General features: G+C 40.4%; 1 protein-coding gene. It reads left to right on the top strand.

Annotation, left to right across the window (positions count from 1 at the left end; translation table 11 throughout):
- Positions 1–48 precede the first annotated feature (48 nt).
- A complete protein-coding gene (locus H5186_RS22720; RefSeq protein ID WP_182795062.1) occupies positions 49–348 on the top strand; it encodes an immunity protein YezG family protein in 300 nt (99 codons plus the stop codon).
- Positions 349–503 lie beyond the last annotated feature (155 nt).

Genomic DNA, 503 nt, shown 5'->3' with positions numbered 1-503 from the left:
TACTCATTGAGCAATAATTAACTATATAGAAAGCGCTAAGGACAGCACATGCAACCAGACATTAAACACATCCCCCAACAACTTGGGCAATACTTGTACCAGCAAATAAATGAGCCGTGGCTTGAGGCTCAGCTTATTTTAGATTGCGAAGATGAAAACGAACAGCCAATTACCGTGACAGATGAGATAGTCGATTTATTCAGTACTTTGTTTGAGAATGCCACTAAACACCAACCAAAAAACTGGACGCGCGCTATTTTCACCATAAATCGCCAAGGCCAATTTAATCTGAACTTTGAGCGTGATAATAATGATGATGACGTTATTACCGCACAACAAACACATTAATTCATAACCTAGATTCAAATAAATAATTTACCGCTCTTTAACAACATGGATGTTGTTTGGCTAGGCGCTAATACAGCCGCTGATTAGTGCCCTGCCTTTCATTTTTGCACAAGTAAATTCGAGTCTACGCATTCGTAGCAGCGGGTTTACCCCGC

Origin of the sequence: Pseudoalteromonas sp. SG41-2 (assembly GCF_014164535.1) — a bacterium.
Lineage (GTDB): Bacteria > Pseudomonadota > Gammaproteobacteria > Enterobacterales > Alteromonadaceae > Pseudoalteromonas > Pseudoalteromonas rhizosphaerae.
This window is presented reverse-complemented; position numbering and strand designations above follow the sequence as displayed.